Origin of the sequence: Sphingomonas horti (assembly GCF_009753715.1) — a bacterium.
GTDB classification, from domain to species: Bacteria; Pseudomonadota; Alphaproteobacteria; order Sphingomonadales; family Sphingomonadaceae; genus Sphingomonas_B; species Sphingomonas_B horti.
Map to the genome: position 1 here is coordinate 101773 of NZ_WQMS01000002.1, position 18043 is coordinate 119815.

Here is an 18043-nt window from a genome sequence, read left to right on the forward strand (position 1 = left end):
ATGATCTGTGTCGGCATAGCGAATCAGAAGGGCGGGGTGGGCAAGACCACCACCGCGATCAACGTCGCCACCGCGCTCGCGGCAATCGGCTGGCGCGTGCTGCTGGTCGATCTGGATCCGCAGGGCAATGCCTCCACCGGCCTCGGGATCGCGCAGTCCGCCCGAAGGTCGAACAGCTATGACCTGCTGACCGGCCAGGCCGAGCTGGCGGACTGCGTCGTTTCGACGCGGGTGCCGCGCCTCGACGTGATCCCCGCGACGGTCGACCTGTCCGGCGCCGAAATCGAGCTGGTCGAGCTCGACCACCGCACTCATCGGCTGCAGCGGGCGCTGGAGGGGCTGAAGCCCCCGCGCTGGGATATCTGCCTGATCGACTGCCCGCCTTCGCTGGGCCTGCTGACGATCAATGCGATGGTCGCGGCCGACTCGCTGCTGGTGCCGCTGCAATGCGAGTTCTTTGCGCTGGAGGGGCTGAGCCAGCTCCTGCAGACGATCGAACGTATCCGCGCGCGCTTCAACCCGGACCTGTCGATCCTGGGCGTGGCGCTCACCATGTACGACCGCCGCAACAACCTGACCGAGCAGGTGGCGGAGGACGTCCGCACCTGCCTGGGCGATGTCGTGTTCGAAACCGTGATTCCGCGCAATGTCCGCCTGTCCGAAGCGCCGAGCCACGGCGTGCCGGCGCTGATCTACGACCATCGCTGCTCGGGGTCGGAAGCCTATATGGCCTTGGCGCGCGAGCTGCTGGGTCGCCTCCCCGATCTGAAGAGAGCCGCATGACCGACGCCGCTGCCCGCAAACGCCCCACCGGCCTTGGCCGTGGCCTCTCCGCCTTGCTCGGCGAGCAGGTGCGCGAGGAACCGATCGCGCCCGGCGGCGAACGCTCCCCGGGCGTGCGGACGGTGCCCGTGTCCGAGATCGAGCCGCATCCGGAGCAGCCGCGCCGCCATTTCGACGAAGAAGCGCTCGACGAGCTCGCCCGCTCGATCGAGGCGCGGGGGCTGATCCAGCCGATCGTGGTGCGGCCTTGGCAGGGCGGTTACCAGATCGTCGCGGGCGAAAGGCGCTGGCGGGCGGCGCAGCGTGCGCGGCTGCATCAGGTGCCGGTGATCGTTCGTGATTTTGATGAGGCGGAGACGCTGGAGCTCGCGCTGGTCGAGAATATCCAGCGCGAGGATCTGAACGCGATCGAGGAAGCGGAAGCCTACGCCAAGCTGATCAACCGCTTCGGCCACAGCCAGGAGGCGCTAGGCCGGATCGTCCACAAGTCCCGCAGCCATATCGCCAACCTATTGAGATTGCTAGATCTTCCTGCCAGCGTCCGGGCGATGCTGGCCGAGGGCCGGCTGTCGATGGGGCACGCCCGGGCGCTGATCACCGCGCCCGACCCGGAGGCGCTCGCCGGCCAGGTTGTCGCGCGCGGCCTGTCGGTCCGCGAGACCGAGAAGCTGGCGCAGGAGGCGCGCGCCGCGGCGGCGCGCCCGCCGCGCGCCGGGAAGGAAGCCGATGCCGACATTGCCGCGCTGGAGCGGCAACTGGGCGACATTCTCGGCCTGAAGGTCAAAATCGCCTATGCGAAGGGCACGGGATCGGTGACGCTGGGCTTTTCGAGCCTGGACCAGCTCGACCTGATCTGCCAGCGCCTGACCGGCGAGCGGATCTAGCCCGGCTCCCTGGTTGGCGAACGCGCACTGACGCATTCGCGCCACAGCATCGACGGAACCGCGCGCGCCCGCTTCCGTTGCAGGTTCCGCGTGACTATATAGCGCCGGCAACCAACAACAGGAGCCTCACCTATCCGTCCTCCCATGATGCGGCGCCCGCTGGCGCCTCCGCCGATGAGCGGTCCGCGATTCAACGAGTTCATCCAGAGCCAGAAGGTCCGGGTGATCGATGAGAATGGCGAGAATCTCGGCGTGATGTACACCCGCGAAGCGATCGAGCAGGCGCGCGAAGTCGGGCTCGACCTCGTCGAAGTGTCGCCCAACGCCGATCCCCCCGTCGCCAAGTTCCTCGACGTCGGCAAGTTCAAGTACGAGGCCCAGAAAAAGGCCAACCTCGCTCGCAAGTCGCAGAAGACGCAGGAGATCAAGGAGATCAAGATGCGTCCGAACATCGACGACCACGATTATGACACCAAGATGAAGAAGGTCGTCGAGTTCATCGAGGAAGGCGACAAGGTGAAGGTCACCATGCGCTTCCGTGGCCGCGAGCTCAGCCACGGCCAGCTCGGCATGGCGGTGCTGCAGCGGGTCGCCGAGCAGACCGCGGAGATCGCCAAGGTCGAGGCGCATCCGCGGATGGAAGGCCGGCAGATGCTGATGGTGCTGGCACCGAAGTAATCGCGCCCGTAGGGACGCGGCCTTGCCGTAGCGTCAATGTCGCACACGGCCTGAACACTGTTGCACAAAGGTCGCATGCGCCGGGAAATCTCCCGGCGCAGGGCTGTGTTGTAGATGTTACGGAGCCGTGATTCTAACATCCTCCCCAAATAGTCAGTGGGTTCCTGGGGAGGATGACGATGACGAAGACCAATTGGCTGCTGTCCGCGGCCCTGTTCGCGCTTGCCGCGCCGGTTCACGCACAAGACACGCAAAGCGCCTCGTCGACGGCCGCACCGGCCGCCGCCGAACAGGCTGCCAATGCCGGCGACATCATCGTCACTGCAACTCGCCGCGCCGAAGCGCTGTCGGACGTGCCGATCGCGGTGTCGGCGGTCTCGTCGGAGTCGCTGCAGAACTCGGGCGCCAGCGACATCCGCCAGCTGAACCAGCTCGCGCCGTCGCTGCTGGTCTCGTCGACCGGTTCGGAAGCGAACGGCTCCGCGCGCATCCGCGGCATCGGCACGGTCGGCGATAATCCGGGCCTGGAAAGCTCGGTCGCGGTGTTCGTCGACGGCGTCTATCGGTCGCGTTCGGGCATCGGCCTCAACGAGCTGGGCGAAGTGGAGCGGATCGAGGTGCTGCGCGGCCCGCAGGGGACGCTGTTCGGCCGCAACGCCTCGGCCGGCCTCATCCACATCATTACCAAGAAGCCGAGCTTCACCTTCGGCGGCTTCGGCGAGTTCAACTACGGCAACTTCGACTATATCCGCGCGTCCGGCGCCGTCACCGGGCCGCTGACCGAAACGCTCGCGGCTCGGCTGGACGCCGTCTATGTCAACCGCGACGGCTTCTACCACGACGTCACCAACAACACCGACGTCAACGACCGCAATCGCTACTTCGTGCGCGGCCAGCTGCTGTACGAACCGAGCCAGGACCTGTCGGTCCGGATCATCGGCGATTACACTCACCGCAACGAGAAATGCTGCGGCGCCGTCTATATCGACAGCAGCGTCGACCCGGCCAACCGCAACCTGCTCGATCCGACCAAGAACAGCATCATCAACGCGCTGCTGGGTCTTGGCGAGCCGGCGGCGGCGTTCAGCAATCCGTTCAGCCGCAACATCTATCCGACGCCCGGCCGCAGCTACAAAGGCATCACCAGGGATTGGGGCCTCTCAGGCGAGGTGAACTGGAATCTGGGCGGGGCGACCCTGACCTCGATCACTGCCTATCGCGACTATACGTCGAACCAGGGATCGGACACCGACTATTCGTTCGTCGATATCCTATACCGCGCGCCGGGCAAGTCCGCCTATCAGCGCGAATTCCGCACCTTCACGCAGGAATTGCGGCTGCAGGGCTCGGCCTTCGACAGCAAGCTCGACTGGCTGGTCGGCGCCTATTTCGCGCGTGAAAAGCTCGACCTGACCGACAATCTGAAGTTCGGCAGCCAGTATGGCCGCTTCGCCACCTGCCGCCTGGTCGGCGCGTTCGGCTTCCCCTCCAGCTTCTTCAGTCCCGGCAGCACTGCCTGCCTCAGCCCGACCGGCCGCGCGGTGTTGAGCAACGCGCTGGCCCCCGCTGTAAACTCGCCGTTCGGCGCTGCCGGGCCGGCGATCGTCGCGGGCTTCGACCGGCTCGACAGCATCAATAACCTGGGCGACAACAATGCGCTCTATCGCCAGAACGACACGAACTACGCCTTCTTCACGCACAACATCTTCCACGTGACCGACACGTTCGACGTCACGCTGGGCCTGCGCTACACGCATGACCGCAAGAAGTTCGCCGCGTCGTTCAACAACACCAACACTGTGTGCCCGGTGCAGCAGGCGAACCTGACGCCGTTCCTGACCACGCCGCTGTCAGCGGCGGCGGGCGCACTGATCAACCTCAGCTGCCAGGGCAACGCGACGTCGGAGCTGAACGGCGTCACCATCAACGACAAGCGCGGCGAAAGCGAGTTCACCGGCACCGCGGTCGCGTCGTGGAAGCCGTCGCCGGACTGGCTGCTCTATGCGAGCTATTCGCGCGGCTACAAGGCGGGCGGGTTCAACCTCGATCGCTCCGCGCTGAAGCCGCCGATCTTCATCGTGAACGGCGTGCCGACGACGACGTTCGCGGCCGCGGGCGGCGCGCAGGCGCTGGTCGGCAACCTCCAGTTCGACCAGGAGATCAACGACGCCTATGAAGTGGGCGTCAAATATTCGAGTCGGATGTTCTCGCTGAACATCGCCGCGTTCCACCAGCGCTTCTCCGACTTCCAGCTGAACACGTTCAACGGCTCGGTCTTCCTGGTCCAGAACATCAACGGCTGCTCGCTGGACCTGGCCGGCGCGGACCGCGACACCAGCGCCGCCACCGGCTCCTGCCCGAAGAACAAGGTCGGGCCCGGCGTGTTCTCGAGCGGCGTCGAAATCGAAAGCTCGATTCGCCCCGCGCGCGACCTGTCGATCGGCCTGGGCGTCACGGTTGCGAACACCCATTACCGCCACGACCTCGTCGGCAACTCGAACGGCGTACCGCTTGATCCGGCGCTGCGCCGGCTGCCGGGCTCGAAACTGTCCAACGCGCCGGCGGCGGTCGCGACCGGCTCGCTGACCTGGACGCCGCCGATCGGCGACAGCGGCATCACCGGGCTGTTCTATGTCGATGGCCGCGTGACCAGCGACTATAACACCGGTTCCGACCTGTTCCCGCAAAAGCAGCAGGACGGCTATGCGGTCGTCAACGGCCGCATCGGCATCCGCGGTCCGGAGGAGCGCTGGGCGCTCGAGTTCTTCGTCCAGAACCTGTTCAAGCAGGACTATACCCAGGTTGCGTTCAACACGCCGTTCCAGGCGGGCGCGGCGAACCCCGCGGTCTTCCCGGAAGCGCAATATCCGGGCGCCTCGCAGATCTTCTCGGCCTTCCTGGCGGAGCCGAGGACCTACGGCGTGACGCTCAGGACGCGATTCTGACCTAAAGTCCTCCCCTCAGCACGGCTGAGGGGAGGGGGACCGCTCGGCGGAGCCGAGTGGTGGAGGGGCCGACCGCGGAGCGGGCGGAAACACCCTCCCCCGGCTCAAGGCCGGGGTCCGGGCCCCTCCACCGCCTTCGGCGGTCCCCCTCCCCGAGCAAGCTCGGGGAGGATTTATTCCTACGCCGCCGCCTTCTCCGGCAGGCCCTCCGCAGCGTCCAGCAGGCGCTTCTCCAGGCCTTTCAGCCGCGCCGGCGTGGTGATCTTCGCTCCCAGCAGGTCGGTCACGTAGAAAGTGTCGACCGCGCGCTCGCCGTAAGTGGCGATATGGGCGGAATGGATCGTCACCTTCGACTGGAACAGCCCATAGGCGAGCGCATAGAGCAAAGCCGGCCTGTCGCGGGCATTGACCTCCACGACCGTGAACCGGTTCGAGGCATTGTTGTCGATCAGCACGTTGGCGGCGATCGGAAAGGCCTCGGCGCGCGCGCGGGGCAAAGGCTTGGCGGCCAGTCTCTCCGGCAGGCGCGTCCGGTTGGCCAGGGCATCCTCGATTCCCGCTTTCAGCCGGTCCAGCCGCTTGCGCTCGTCGAACGGGCGGCCGAACGGGTCCTGCACCAGCACATTGTCGAGCGCCATGCCGTCCCGCGTGGTGTGGATGCGGGCGTCGATGATGCTGCCGCCGGCCAGGTGGATCGCGCCGGCGATGCGGTAGAACAGCCCCGGATGATCGCTGGCATAGACGGTGACCAGCGTCGCCCCCCGCTCCGGATCGATCGAGGCGGCGATCGACAGCCGCCCGTCGCCGGCCGCGGCGATATGGCGGACATTGGCCTCCAGAATGTCGATCGGCTCGGCGATCCAGTAGGATTCGGGCAGGCGCCCGGCGAGCGCCGCGAACTCCCGCTCGCTCCAGCCGAGCTGCCCGGCGACGGCGCGCTGCTTCGCTGCGATGCGTTCCTTGCGCCCGGTCTGCTTGTGGCCCAGGCGCAGCACTTCCTCGGCGCCTTCGAACAGATCGGTCAGCAGCTGCCGTTTCCAGCTGTTCCAGACGCCGGGCCCGACCGCGCGAATGTCGACGATGGTTAGCACCAGCAGCAGCTTCAGCCGCTCCGGGCTCTGCACCGCCGCCGCGAAGTCGGTGATGGTCTTGAAGTCCGACAGGTCACGCTTGAACGCGGTCGCGGACATCAGCAGGTGATGGCGGACCAGCCAGGCCACCGTCTCCGTTTCCGCCGCGCTGAGACCGAGCCGGGGGCATAGCTGCTGCGCGACTTCGGCGCCCAGCACGCTGTGGTCCCCGCCGCGGCCCTTGGCGATGTCGTGCAGCAGCACCGCCACATAGAGCGCCCGGCGCGAGACGATATGCCGGATGATCGCGGTCGAGATCGGGTGGTCGTCCTTCAGCGTGCCGTGTTCGATCTGCGCAAGCAGGCCGATCGCTCGGATCGTGTGCTCGTCGACCGTATAATGATGGTACATGTCGAACTGGGTCTGCGCGACGACGCGGCCGAAATCGGGCACGAAGCGGCCGAACACGCCGGCCTCGTTCATCCATCGCAGCACCGTCTCCGGATCGCGCGGGCTCGTCAGCACGTCCAGGAACAACGCGTTGGCGCGCGGATCGCGGCGCACCTTCGCGTCGATCAGCCGCGCGTCGCGCCGTGCGCAGCGGACCGCGCCGGGATGAAGCTCGAGCCCGTGCCTGTCCGCCAGCGCGAACATCTCGATCAGCCGCACCGGATCCTGCTCGAAGAAGTCGTCGGACGGCAGCGCGAGCCGGCCGCGCACCAGCCGGAAGCCGTTCAGCTTGCGCGGCCGCCTCGGGATCGCCGCCAGCGTGAACCGGCGCCCGGGCCGGGCGAATTGCTCGTCCAGATGGGCGAGGAACAGGCCGGTCAGGTCGCCGACCGTCTTCGCCTGCAGGAAATAGTAATGCATGAACCGCTCGACCGCGGATTTTCCCGGCCGCGTCGCATAGTTCATCCGCTCCGCGATCTCGCGCTGATAGTCGAAGGTCAGCCGCTCCTCCGCGCGCCCGGCGATCATGTGCAGGTGGCAGCGCACCGCCCACAGGAAATTCTCGGCGCGCTGGAACTGGTGCAGCTCCTCGGGCGTCAGCAGTCCCGCCGCGACCAGCCCCGCGACCGAATCGACGCGGTGGACGTATTTGCCGATCCAGAACAGCGTGTGGAGGTCGCGCAGGCCCCCCTTGCCTTCCTTGACATTGGGCTCGACGACATAGCGGCTGTCGCCCATCCGCTGGTGGCGCTCGTTGCGCTCCTCCAGCTTGGCCGCGACGAACGCCCGGTCGGTGCCGGCGACCACTTCGCGGCGGAAGCGGGCAACGCCTTCGTCGTTGAGCGCCGGGTCGCCCCAGATGAACCGGCCTTCCAGCAGCGCGGTGCGCACGGTCAGGTCGCTCTGCGCCATCCGTACCATGTCGTCGAGCGAGCGGCTCGAATGGCCGACCTTCAGCCCCAGGTCCCACAGCGTGTAGAGCATCGATTCGATGACCTGCTCGACCCAGCCCGTCTGCTTCCATGGCGTCAGGAACATGATGTCGACGTCCGAATAGGGCGCCATTTCGCCGCGCCCATAGCCGCCGACACCCAGCAGCGCGATCCGTTCGCCCGCGGTCGGGTTGCTGACCGGATAGAGGCGCTGCGTGGTCAGGTCGAACACCAGGCGCAGGATCTGGTCGACCAGGAACGCCTGCGCCGCCGCCGCTTCTATGCCGCGCGACGGGTTCAGCATCAGCCGGTCGGCGATCTCGGCCCGGCCGGTGTCCAGCGCCGCTTTCAGCAGCGCGACCACCCGCTGGCGCAGATCGGGGCCGCCTTCCAGCGCCGCGATCGCATCGGCCAGGGCGCGCCGGTCGACGATCGCGCGGCGATTGGGAACGGAGTCGAGCCGGCTGGCCATGTCCGCTACATAGGCGTGCGAATGGAAAAGGGGGAGCTATGACCGACCACCCGCTCGACCGGCCGGTGTGGAATGCGCTGACGACGCGGCAGGCGTCGCTGGCCATCGGCGATGCCCGGGCGCGGCGGTATCGGCCGAAGATCAACCTGTTCGCGGCCGGTGCCGAGCCGTCGGACGCGTGCGCGGCGGCGATCGGCGCCTTTCTGGACGGCGGGCCGATCGGGCTGGTCGAGGCGGCGCCGTTCCCCCCGATTCCGGGCGCCGGGATCGAGAAGCAGGCGGCGGTCGACCAGATGGTCGCGCGTGCCTCGCCTGGCGTCATGGAGGGGTTCGCCTATCAGGTGCTGGGCGAGGAGGACGCGCCCGAGATGCTGGCGCTGGCGACGCTGACCGCCCCCGGCCCCTTCTTCGCCGGGACGCACCGGATGGGGCATTTCATCGGCGTGCGCGAAGGCGGCCGGTTGATCGCCATGGCCGGACAGCGGATGCGGGTGCCGGGCTTCACCGAAGTCAGCGCGGTCTGCACGCACCCCGATTTCCGTGGCCGCGGCCTCGCCGGACGGCTGATGCGCGTGCTGATCGACCGCATCGTGGGGGAAGGCGACGCGGCCTTCCTGCACGTCTATCCGGACAACGCCGGCGCGATCGCGCTTTACGAAGCGCTCGGCTTCCGGCTGCGGGCGCAGCTGACCTTCACCGTGCTGCGGCGCGGGCCTGGCGGACTCAGCCCCGCTTGAGGTCCGGCGGCACGGCCTCGGCGGCGAGCCAGGCGACGACCTCGTCAAGCGGCATGATCCGCTGCCCTTCCTGCCCTAGCGACCGGATCGCGACCTTGCCTTCTTCCGCCTCGCGCTTGCCGACCACCAGCAGGTGCGGGACCTTGGCGAGGCTGTGCTCGCGCACCTTGTAGTTGATCTTCTCGTTGCGAAGATCGGCCTCGGCGCGCAGCCCCGCCTTCTCCAGCGCCGCCAGCACTTCGCCGGCATAATCGTCGGCGTCGGACACGATCGTCGCCACCACTGCCTGCACCGGCGCCAGCCACAGCGGGAAGCGGCCGGCATGGTGCTCGATCAGGATGCCGATGAAGCGTTCGAACGTGCCCAGGATCGCGCGGTGCAGCATCACCGGCCGATGGCGGTTGCCATCCTCGCCGACATAGCTCGCGTCGAGCCGCGCCGGCAGCACCGTGTCCGCCTGGATCGTGCCGACCTGCCAGGTGCGGCCGATCGCGTCCTTCAGGTGGAACTCGAGCTTGGGCGCATAGAAGGCGCCTTCGCCGGGCAGTTCCTCCCAGCCGAATTCGGCCGTGTCGCGGCCTGCCGCCTTGACCGCGTCGCGCAGATTCTGCTCGGCCCGGTCCCATTCCGCGTCGCTGCCGAACCGCTTTTCGGGGCGCAGCGCCAGCTTGATCGCGTAATTGGGGAAGCCCAGGTCGCGATAGACGCTGTCGAGCAGGTCGCAGAATTGCTTCACTTCCTCGATCAGCTGGTCCTCGCGCACGAAGATATGCGCGTCGTCCTGCGTGAACTGGCGGACGCGCATGATGCCGTGCAGCGCCCCGTGCGGCTCGTTCCTGTGGCAGCAGCCGAACTCCGCCATGCGGATCGGCAGGTCGCGATAGCTCTTGATGCCCTGCTTGAAGATCAGCACGTGCGCCGGGCAGTTCATGGGCTTCAGCGCCATCAGGTCGGCATCGCCGCTCAGGATCGGCGCGTCGTCCTCGGTCGAGGGGATCTCGTCCGGCACCACGAACATGTTCTCGCGATACTTGCCCCAATGGCCGGACTGCTCCCACTGGCGCGCGTCCATCAGCTGCGGGGTTTTCACTTCCTCATAGCCGGCCGCGTCGAGCCGGCGGCGCATATAGGCTTCCAGCTGCCGCCAGATCAGATAGCCTTTCGGGTGCCAGAAGACGGAGCCCTGCGCCTCGCTCTGCAGGTGGAACAGGTCCATCTCGGCGCCGATCTTGCGATGGTCGCGCTTGGCCGCTTCCTCCAGCCGGTGAAGATGCTCCTGCAGCTGCTTCCTGTTGAGCCAGCCGGTGCCGTAGATGCGGGAGAGCATCGCGTTCTTCTGGTCGCCGCGCCAATAGGCGCCGGAAACGCGCGTCAGCTTGAACGCCTGCGGATCGAGCTTGCCCGTGGACGCCAGATGCGGCCCGCGGCACATGTCGAGCCACTCGCCCTGGCGATAGACGGTCAGCTCCTCGCCCTCGGGCAGCTCGGCCGCCCATTCGGCCTTGAACGTCTCGCCATGCGCGCGGAAGTGCGCGATCAGCTGGTCGCGCGTCCAGACCTCGCGCACCAATGCCTCGTCGCGCGCGATGACGCGGCGCATCTCTTCCTCGATCGCCGGCAGGTCCTCCTCGGTGAACGGACCATGCTCCGCGCTCGGCGCGAAGTCGTAGTAGAACCCGTCCTCGGTCGCCGGGCCGAACGTGATCTGCGTGCCGGGAAAGAGGGTCTGCACCGCCTCGGCGAGCACATGGGCATAGTCGTGGCGCACCAGCTCCAGCGCGTCGGCCTCGTCGCGGGCAGTAATCAGCGCCAGCTCCGCGTCATAGTCGATCGCCCGGCCCAGGTCGCGCACCTCGCCGTTCACCCGCGCCGCCAGCGCCGCCTTGGCCAGCCCCGGCCCGATCGCCGCCGCGATCTCGGCCGCGGTCGTGCCGCTCGCAACCTCGCGCGCGGAGCCGTCGGGAAGGGTGATGCGGATCATCTCGGACATAAGGGGCAAATAGCGCTTCGATCCCGCCGGACAAGTCGCGCCGTCAAGGCATTGCCAGCAAATCCGAATCGCGACAGGATGCGGGCAAACGGGGGGAGGGGCATCATGAATATCGAACGGCAGGGATTCGACGCGGCCGCGCCTGACAGCGCGTTCCGCTTTACCGGCAATTGGCGCGAGTTCGCGCCGATCGCGCTCACCAACCTGCTGCTGACGATCGTCACATTGGGCATCTATCGCTTCTGGGCCCGTGCGCGCGAGCGTCGCTATCTGTGGAGCCGGACCGAGTTTATCGACGATACGCTCGAATGGACCGGCACGGGCCGGGAAATGTTCATCGGCTTCGTGATCGTGATGGCGGTGCTGCTGCCGGCGATCCTGTTCGTCCAGTTCGGCTTTCAGGCGATGATCCTGCGCGGGCTGGTCGCGCCGGCATTCCTGCTGATGCTCGGCCTCTATCTGGGCTTCTTCGCGCTGGTCGGGCTCGCCCGCTACCGCGCGCTTCGCTACCGGCTGTCGCGCACCTACTGGCACGGCATCCGCGGCGGCGGCGAGCCGGGCGGCTGGGGCTTCGCCTTTTCCTACCTGTGGAAGACGCTGGTCGGCGCGTTCGTGATCGGCCTTCTCGTCCCCTGGGCGTGGACGTCGCTCTGGAACGAACGCTGGAACCGGATGAGCTTCGGCCCGCACCCGTTCGAGGCCTCGGCCAACACCGAAGGGCTGATGGGCCGCTGGATGCTGGTGCTGGCGACGCCGATCCTCGCCGGTCTTGTCGTAGTGGCCACCGCCAGCCAGGGCGGAAGCAATCCTGAGACCGTCGCGCTGATGGGGTTGGCGACGATTTTCGCCATCTACGCCGTCTGGGCGATCGTCGGGCTCGGCTTCTTCGCGGCCTATGCGCGCAAGGCGATCGGCAGCCTCGAAATGGGCGGGCTGCAGTTCGCGTTCACCGCCCGCTCGATGGACTGGCTGAAGCTGTTCCTGGGCCATGTCGGCATCGTGCTGGCCACGCTCGGCATCGGCTTCGTCTTCATCTCGTACCGGAATTGGGCGTTCTTCATCCGGCACCTGGAGGCGTCCGGCGAAGTGAGCCTCGACACGCTGACCCAATCAACGTCGCCGGTCGGCGCGGACGCGGAAGGCCTCGCCTCCGCCTTCGATATTGGTGCCATCTGAGGCCGCTTGACGCCGGCTCACCTCTATGACGGCGCCAGCGCGGTTCGCCACGAGGTCGCCGTCGCGGCGGACGGCGCAGGCCTTCGCCTCTCGATCCCCGGCGAGTGGGAGGAGCAGGTGCCGCTTGCCGAGCTTGCGCTGGCGGAGCGCAGCCGCGCCGGGCTGACTCTCGTCAGGCCGGCGGTGCAGGGCTGGCGCCTGCGGCTGGCCGCGCCGGTCCCGCCGGAGATCGACCGGCTGTTTCCGCGCCGCCACGGCTATGGCGGGTGGATCGACCGGATCGGCCTGTGGTGGGCGGTCGCGGCCTGCGGCGCCATTTCCGCCGGGGTGCTGGCGTTCGGCTATTTCGCGCCGACCCTGCTCGCGCCTTTGGTGCCGCCGTCGGTCGAGCGCGCCTATGGCGCCGTGCTGGTCGGTAATTTCGGCGGGAAATACTGTTCCTCGCCCGCCGGCGACGCGGCGTTGCGCAAGCTGACGGCCGAGCTCGATCCGCATCCGGAGGATCTGAACGTCCGCGTCGTCGACGTGCCGGTGGTGAATGCGGCGGCGCTACCGGCGGGCAACATCATGATCTTCGACAAATTGTTCGAGACCGTTCAGGGCCCGGACGAGCTTGCCGGCATCCTGGCCCATGAGATCGCGCACGTCCGCCACCGCCACATCACTGCGGCGCTGCTCCGCGAGTTCGGCGTGGGCGTGTTCACGACCGCGCTTGGCGGCACCACCGCGGGCCGGGTCGACGGCTTCGTGTCGCTGAGTTTCACTCGCCGTGCCGAGGCCGATGCGGACCAGGGCGCGATCGCGATGCTGAAGCGCGCGGATATTTCACCGGCGCCGACCGCGGCCTTCTTCCGGCGCCTCGGCGGGCTGGAGGGGAAAGCCGGCCGCTTCGAGCCGGCGCTGGCCTATCTCTCCTCCCACCCGCTGTCTTCGGCGCGGGAGAAGAAGTTCGAAGGCGCGGCGATCAAGGGCGCATCTTACCGTCCGGCGCTCACGCCCCGGGAATGGGCGGACCTGCGCGCGATCTGCTCGTCCAGACCGCGCTCCGGCGACTGAGGCTGTCCTACACGGCGCCTGTTGTGCTAGGCCGCGTCCTTCCGCCGATGAGGGAGAGACGATGTTCGCCAAGCTGTTCCGCGATCACCCGGCCGAGGTCGGCGAGAGCTATGCCGAGCATTTCGCCGCGGCCGGCGGGTTCGGGTTGAAGATGATCGTCGGCGGCGCCGCCTGCGTCGTCCACGCGCTGGTGCCGGGGCTGTTCGTCACCACCGGCAGCGGCACGGTCAAAAAACTCTACGACCAGATGGTTGCCAAGCGGGCCGCCAAGCGCGCGGCCAATATAGAGATGCGCTCGATCGAGTGGGTGATCTGAGCGCTGCTCGCCCATGGTCAGTGCGACCTTTCGTGACCTTTCGCCGCAAATGACATCGTTCCTGCCTCGCCCCGGTCGACCAGGTTTGGCCTACAATCTGCGCGACGGCCGCGGCCCGACGCTCGTGTTCCTGCCCGGCTATTCGTCGGACATGGCCGGCACCAAAGCCGTCGCGCTCGATGCCTGGGCGGAGCGGCAGGGCCGGGCGATGCTGCGCTTCGACTATTCCGGCTGCGGCGAGAGCGAGGGCAGTTTCGAGGAGGGCACGCTTGCACTGTGGCGCGACGATGCGCTGGCGCTGATCGACGGACTGAACAAGGGCCCGCTGGTGCTGGTCGGCTCGTCGATGGGCGGTTGGATCGGGCTGCTGGTCGCCGAGGCGCGGCCGGAGCGAATCGTGGCCTTCGTCGGCATCGCGGCTGCGCCGGACTTCACCGACTGGGGCTTCTCCCAGGCCGACAAGATGACGCTTCTCGCCGATGGGCGGCTGGAGCGCCCGTCCGACTATGGCGCGCCGCTCGTCACCACGCGCGGCTTCTGGCAATCGGGCGAGGGTTTGCGGATGCTGCACCGCGAGATCGCGATCGACTGCCCAGTGCGGCTGCTGCATGGCCAGCGCGATGCCGACGTGCCGTGGCACCATTCGACCCATCTGGCGGGCAAGCTGCGTTCAGCGGACGTGCAGACGATCCTGGTCAAGGACGGCGATCATCGCCTGTCGCGGCCGCAGGACCTGGACCTGATGATCGCGACCGTCGCTTCCTTGCCGGTATGACGCCATGATCCTGCTTCCGCTCCTGCTCGCCGCCGCTCCCGCTCCCGCAGCCATCGATTGCGCTGCGCTGTTGAAGCAAGACCCGGCCCGGGCGCTTGACGTCGCCAATGGCCGGATTCTGCAGGGCGGCGGCTTTTCGGCCAAGCAATGCGCCGCGCTCGCCTTTGCCGCGCTGGGCAAATGGCCGGCGGCGGCGGCCGCGTTCGAGCAGGCCGCGCACGAGGCCGATCGTGACGAGCTGGACGTCGTCGGCGACCTGTGGGTGCAGGCAGGCAACGCCCATCTCGCCGCCGGGCAGGCGCGGGAGGCGGTCGGCGCGTTCGACGCCGCGCTGCTGAGCGGGCGGCTGTCCGGCCTGGCCAGCGGCGAGACGCATCTGGACCGCGCGCGCGCGCAGGTGGCGCTCGGCAGGCTGCCCGAGGCGCGGATCGACATGGACGATGCGCTGCGGCTGGTCCCCCAAGATCCGCTTGCCTGGCTGCTCTCGGCCTCCCTCGCGCGGCGGATGGGCGATCTGGATCGCGCCGGCAAGGATATCGGCGAGGCGTCCCGACTGTCGCCCGATGATGCCAGCGTCGCGCTGGAGGCCGGCCGGATCGCGCTCGCGTCTGGCTCGGCCGATGCGGCTCGGGTCGCTTTCGAAGGGGCGATCAAGGTGCAGCCGGGCAGCGAGGCGGCGCAGGCGGCTCAGGCCGAGCTTGACCGACTCAAAGGCGCGGCGCAGCGGAAGTGACGCCATGAAATATCTGCACACGATGCTCCGCGTCAGCGACCCGGACGCAACGATCCGCTTCTTCGAACTGCTCGGGCTGAAGGAAGTCCGCCGGATGGAGAACGAGGCGGGCCGCTACACGCTGATCTTCCTCGCTGCCCCCGGCCAGGAAGGCGTCGCCGAGGTCGAGCTCACCCATAATTGGGACCCCGAAGCTTATTCGGGCGGACGCAATTTCGGCCACCTGGCCTACCGGGTCGACAATATCTACGAGACCTGCCGGCGGCTGATGGACGCCGGCGTGACGATCAACCGGCCGCCGCGGGACGGCCATATGGCCTTCGTGAAGACGCCCGACGGCATCTCGATCGAGCTGCTGCAGGACGGCCGGCTCGATCCTGCCGAGCCCTGGGCGTCGATGCCGAACACGGGCAGCTGGTGAACGGGCGCAGCCCTAACGGAGATAGAAATCGATCGTCGTCACCACCCGCACTTTCTGGAAAGGCGAATCGGTGCCCGATCCGCCGCCATTGCCGTCGACGTCGCCGTCGCGCGGGCCGATCGAGAAATAGCCCTGGCTGGCCGACTTGATCGCGCCGACATCGGTGTCGCTGTCGGCGGCGAATTGCTGGGCGGCCTGGCGCGCGCTCTTGGTGCCTTCCGCGATCATCGCCGGCTTGATCGCATTGAGCCGGGTGAAGCTGTAGACGATGCCGCTGCCTTCCTCGAGCGCGACGCCGGCGCGGATCAGGTCCGCCTGGCGGGCAAAGGCGGCGCGGGCGCGCATCACGTCGTTGGTGCGCAGCTGCAGCCGGCGGCGGACGGTCACGACATTCTGCTGCCGGTTGGTGTCGAAGAATTGGTTGACGCTCGCGCCGACGTCGCTGACCGCGTTGGCGGGGAAGCCCGCCTGCTCGAAAAAGACGCGTACGGCACGGCTCTTCTCGTCGATCGACGCCTGCACCGGCGCGAGCTCGCTGCCGGTTTCGGAAAAGGCGATCGTCCAGGTCGCAAGGTCGGCGGTGACGTTGCGCTCCGCCAAGCCGCGGACCGTCACGGAGCGCTCCGCCATCTTGGCGCGGCGCAGCCCGTCGCCCATGAAGTAGCCGCCGCCGATCGCGCCGACCGCGATCAAGGCCGACGCGGCCAGCAGCGTGCCGCGAGTGACGGTTGTGACGGCGTTCATGCAGCGACTCCCCGATATGCACCTGCTTTTCTGAAGCATTGCCGATGAACCGTGCATTTACGTCGACGAGTCGAGTATCCGGCGGATGGCCGGCAGGCACGCCGGCCAAGGCTGTCGGCGTCAGGCATCCGATCCTGCTGGCGCCGATGGCCGGTGCCGGCGGGGTGGATCTGGCGACCGCCGTCGGGCGCGCGGGCGGCCTCGCGGCGCTTCCCTGCGGCATGTCGACGCCGGAGCGGATCGAAAGCGAAGTGGCGCAATTCCGTTCCGCGGCGGACGCGCCCATCAACCTCAACTTCTTCTGCCATGCGCTGCCCGAAGCGCCGGACGATGGTGCCTGGCGCGCCTTACTGGCGCCTTATTATGCCGAGCTGGAAGTCGGCCCCGGCGATCCGCCGCCGCTGCGCCGGCCCTTCTCCGCCGAATGGGCGGAGCTGGTTGAGCGCGTTCGGCCCGAGGTGGTCAGCTTCCATTTCGGCCTGCCCGCACCGGACCTGCTCGAACGGGTGCGCGCGACCGGCGCCTTCGTGATCGGCAACGCGACCAGCCTCGCCGAAGGGCGCTGGCTTGCCGAACGGGGTGTCGACGCGGTGATCGCGCAGGGTTGGGAAGCGGGCGGCCATAGCGGCTATTTCCTGACCGACGCGCCCGAGCAGGTGGGGCTGTTCGCGCTGGTCCGCCTGTTGAGCGAGGCGCTGCCGGTCCCGGTGATCGCGGCCGGCGGCATCATGGACGGTCGTGGCATCGCCGCCGCGCTGACGCTGGGCGCTTCGGCGGTGCAGCTCGGCACCGCCTTCCTCGCCAGCCCGGAAGGCCTGATCGCGCCACCCTATCGCGCGGCGCTGGCGAGCGCGCGGGCCGAGCATACCATGATGACCAACCTGGTTTCGGGTCGGGCGGCGCGCGGGATTCCAAACCGGCTGACGACGGACCTCGGCGCGATGAACCCAGCAGCGCCGCCTTATCCCTATGCGTCTGCGGCGCTGGCGCCGCTGCGCAAGGCGGCGGAAGCGGCGGGGCGCGACGACTTCACGCCGCTCTGGGCGGGGCAAGGGGCTCCCCTCGCCCGCGCCGAAGCTGCTACGGAGACGGTGGAGCGGCTGGTGCGCGATGCGCTGAAGGAGCTGAGTCGATGACACTCGAGATTGTCCGCGTCCCTGCGCTCAGCGATAATTACATCTGGCTCGTGCGCGAGCCAGGCTCGGGCGAGACGATGGTCATCGATCCGGCAGCGGCCGAGCCGGTGCTAGCAGCGGCCGAGGCGCGCGGCTGGCGCATCACCCAGACCTGGAACACCCATTGGCACCCCGACCACACCGGCGGCAATGCCGCGATCAAGGACGCGACCGGCTGCGCGATCACCGGCCCCGCCGCCGAAGCCGCGCGCATCCCGACGCTCGACCGGCAGGTGCGCGAGGGCGACCGCGTCCGGCTCGGCGCACTGGAGGCGGAGGTGCTGGAGGTCCCTGCGCACACCGCCGGCCATATCGCCTATCATTTCGCATCGGAGCGCGTGATCTTCGTCGGCGACACCCTGTTCGCGATGGGCTGCGGCCGGCTGTTCGAAGGCACGGCCGAGCAGATGTTCGCCAACATGCAGCGGCTTGCCGCCCTGCCGGCGGACACGCGGGTCTATTGCTCGCACGAGTACACGCTGTCGAACGGCCGCTATGCGCTGGCCGCGGAGCCGGACAATGACGCGATCGCGCGGCGGATGGCGGACGTGTCGGCCGCGCGCGAACGCGGCGAGGCGACGGTGCCGACGACGATCGGCCTGGAACGCGCGACCAACCCGTTCATGCGCGCCCGCGACGCGGTTCAGCTTGCCGAAAGGCGCGCGGCCAAAGATACTTTCCGGGGGTGACGCGTTCTGTGCGAGGA

At 68.1% G+C, this 18043-nt stretch carries 16 protein-coding genes; 13 read left to right on the plus strand and 3 right to left on the minus strand.

Translation table 11 applies throughout. The annotated features are described in order from the left end of the window. The 4 genes from GON01_RS03065 (at position 1) to GON01_RS03080 (ending at position 5290) form a co-directional block, all read left to right on the plus strand. On the plus strand, positions 1-783 hold the full coding sequence (locus tag GON01_RS03065; RefSeq protein WP_157025959.1) for a ParA family protein: 783 nt from the start codon (positions 1-3) through the stop codon (positions 781-783). Beyond that, on the plus strand, positions 780-1667 hold the full coding sequence (locus tag GON01_RS03070; protein ID WP_157025901.1) for a ParB/RepB/Spo0J family partition protein: 888 nt from the start codon (positions 780-782) through the stop codon (positions 1665-1667). The genes GON01_RS03065 and GON01_RS03070 overlap by 4 nt, the downstream gene beginning before the upstream one ends. A gap of 144 nt (positions 1668-1811) precedes the next feature. Further along, positions 1812-2345: a translation initiation factor IF-3 gene (gene infC, locus GON01_RS03075; RefSeq protein WP_157025902.1), complete on the plus strand. Its 534-nt coding sequence runs from the start codon at positions 1812-1814 to the stop codon at positions 2343-2345. Between the two features lie 179 nt (positions 2346-2524). After that, entirely contained in the window at positions 2525-5290 is a 2766-nt protein-coding gene (locus tag GON01_RS03080) for a TonB-dependent receptor (protein ID WP_157025903.1), read from the plus strand. A gap of 179 nt (positions 5291-5469) precedes the next feature. On the opposite strand, the gene GON01_RS03085 is transcribed toward GON01_RS03080, so the two are convergent. Beyond that, positions 5470-8214 carry a [protein-PII] uridylyltransferase gene (locus GON01_RS03085; protein WP_157025904.1) on the minus strand — a complete coding sequence of 915 codons (2745 nt, stop codon included), beginning with the start codon at positions 8212-8214 and terminating at the stop codon, positions 5470-5472. A gap of 38 nt (positions 8215-8252) precedes the next feature. Here GON01_RS03085 and GON01_RS03090 point away from each other — a divergent pair, with 38 nt between their 5' ends. Then, a complete protein-coding gene (locus tag GON01_RS03090; RefSeq protein WP_157025905.1) occupies positions 8253-8951 on the plus strand; it encodes a GNAT family N-acetyltransferase in 699 nt (232 codons plus the stop codon). Here the strand turns inward: GON01_RS03090 and thrS are convergent. After that, the gene (thrS, locus tag GON01_RS03095; protein ID WP_181600252.1) at positions 8938-10941 is read right to left on the minus strand and encodes a threonine--tRNA ligase; all 2004 of its coding nucleotides are present in this window, start codon (positions 10939-10941) and stop codon (positions 8938-8940) included. The two genes, GON01_RS03090 and thrS, sit on opposite strands and share 14 nt — an antisense overlap. A 105-nt stretch (positions 10942-11046) precedes the next feature. On the opposite strand from thrS, the gene GON01_RS03100 reads away from it, so the two are divergent. From GON01_RS03100 to GON01_RS03125, 6 genes are all read left to right on the plus strand, one after another. Then, positions 11047-12117 (plus strand): YjgN family protein, encoded by a 1071-nt coding sequence (locus GON01_RS03100; RefSeq protein WP_157025906.1) that lies wholly within the window; start codon positions 11047-11049, stop codon positions 12115-12117. A gap of 6 nt (positions 12118-12123) precedes the next feature. Next, positions 12124-13173: a M48 family metallopeptidase gene (locus GON01_RS03105; RefSeq protein WP_157025907.1), complete on the plus strand. Its 1050-nt coding sequence runs from the start codon at positions 12124-12126 to the stop codon at positions 13171-13173. 61 nt (positions 13174-13234) lie between these two features. Beyond that, positions 13235-13489, plus strand: coding sequence for a DUF6356 family protein (locus tag GON01_RS03110; protein WP_157025908.1), 255 nt, complete (start codon positions 13235-13237; stop codon positions 13487-13489). A gap of 49 nt (positions 13490-13538) precedes the next feature. Continuing rightward, on the plus strand, positions 13539-14264 hold the full coding sequence (locus tag GON01_RS03115) for an alpha/beta fold hydrolase (RefSeq protein ID WP_181600253.1): 726 nt from the start codon (positions 13539-13541) through the stop codon (positions 14262-14264). A gap of 4 nt (positions 14265-14268) precedes the next feature. Then, positions 14269-14997, plus strand: coding sequence for a tetratricopeptide repeat protein (locus GON01_RS03120; RefSeq protein ID WP_157025910.1), 729 nt, complete (start codon positions 14269-14271; stop codon positions 14995-14997). Between the two features lie 4 nt (positions 14998-15001). Beyond that, positions 15002-15418 carry a VOC family protein gene (locus GON01_RS03125; RefSeq protein WP_157025911.1) on the plus strand — a complete coding sequence of 139 codons (417 nt, stop codon included), beginning with the start codon at positions 15002-15004 and terminating at the stop codon, positions 15416-15418. Between the two features lie 12 nt (positions 15419-15430). Here GON01_RS03125 and GON01_RS03130 read toward each other — a convergent pair whose 3' ends face one another. Next, on the minus strand, positions 15431-16162 hold the full coding sequence (locus GON01_RS03130; RefSeq protein WP_157025912.1) for an SIMPL domain-containing protein: 732 nt from the start codon (positions 16160-16162) through the stop codon (positions 15431-15433). A gap of 44 nt (positions 16163-16206) precedes the next feature. On the opposite strand from GON01_RS03130, the gene GON01_RS03135 reads away from it, so the two are divergent. Beyond that, complete coding sequence (locus tag GON01_RS03135; RefSeq protein WP_157025913.1) at positions 16207-17298, plus strand: NAD(P)H-dependent flavin oxidoreductase; 1092 nt, start codon at positions 16207-16209, stop codon at positions 17296-17298. Then, positions 17295-18026, plus strand: coding sequence for a hydroxyacylglutathione hydrolase (gene gloB, locus GON01_RS03140; RefSeq protein WP_157025914.1), 732 nt, complete (start codon positions 17295-17297; stop codon positions 18024-18026). The genes GON01_RS03135 and gloB overlap by 4 nt, the downstream gene beginning before the upstream one ends. Positions 18027-18043 lie beyond the last annotated feature (17 nt).